This is a genomic window from Pseudomonas sp. SIMBA_067, assembly GCF_046534675.1.
Classification (GTDB): Bacteria; Pseudomonadota; Gammaproteobacteria; order Pseudomonadales; family Pseudomonadaceae; genus Aquipseudomonas; species Aquipseudomonas putida.
This window is the reverse complement of the sequence record NZ_JAWRYH010000523.1, coordinates 1-267: the sequence shown is the minus strand read 5'-3', so window position 1 is coordinate 267 and position 267 is coordinate 1. Positions and strand designations below refer to the sequence as shown.

The 267-nt window shown below is 32.6% G+C and carries 1 protein-coding gene; it reads left to right on the top strand.

Features of this window, described 5'->3' with window-relative positions; translation table 11 throughout:
- A partial coding sequence (locus SB765_RS30160) for a nuclease domain-containing protein (RefSeq protein ID WP_410932565.1) occupies positions 1–267 on the top strand: 267 nt, incomplete at both ends.

Here is a 267-nt window from a genome sequence, read left to right as displayed (position 1 = left end):
GTGAGTACGTATACAGGGCTTAATAGCGAATCTTTAGTTTTGCAACAAAAAACAGGCTACAGCGCTGTTTATCGTGTGTGGCAAGAATTAAAATACTATTTGGATGTGTTTGAAGAACAATCAAGCGTATCAATGAAGTCTGTCGCTGAAATATACGAAGTGTGGTGCTTTTTAGAGATTCGGAATATTTTAATAAATGAACTGCGCTTTAAAGATAAAACAAAAAAGCTAAATAATTTACAGTTAAACGATTTTTTAGAGTATCAA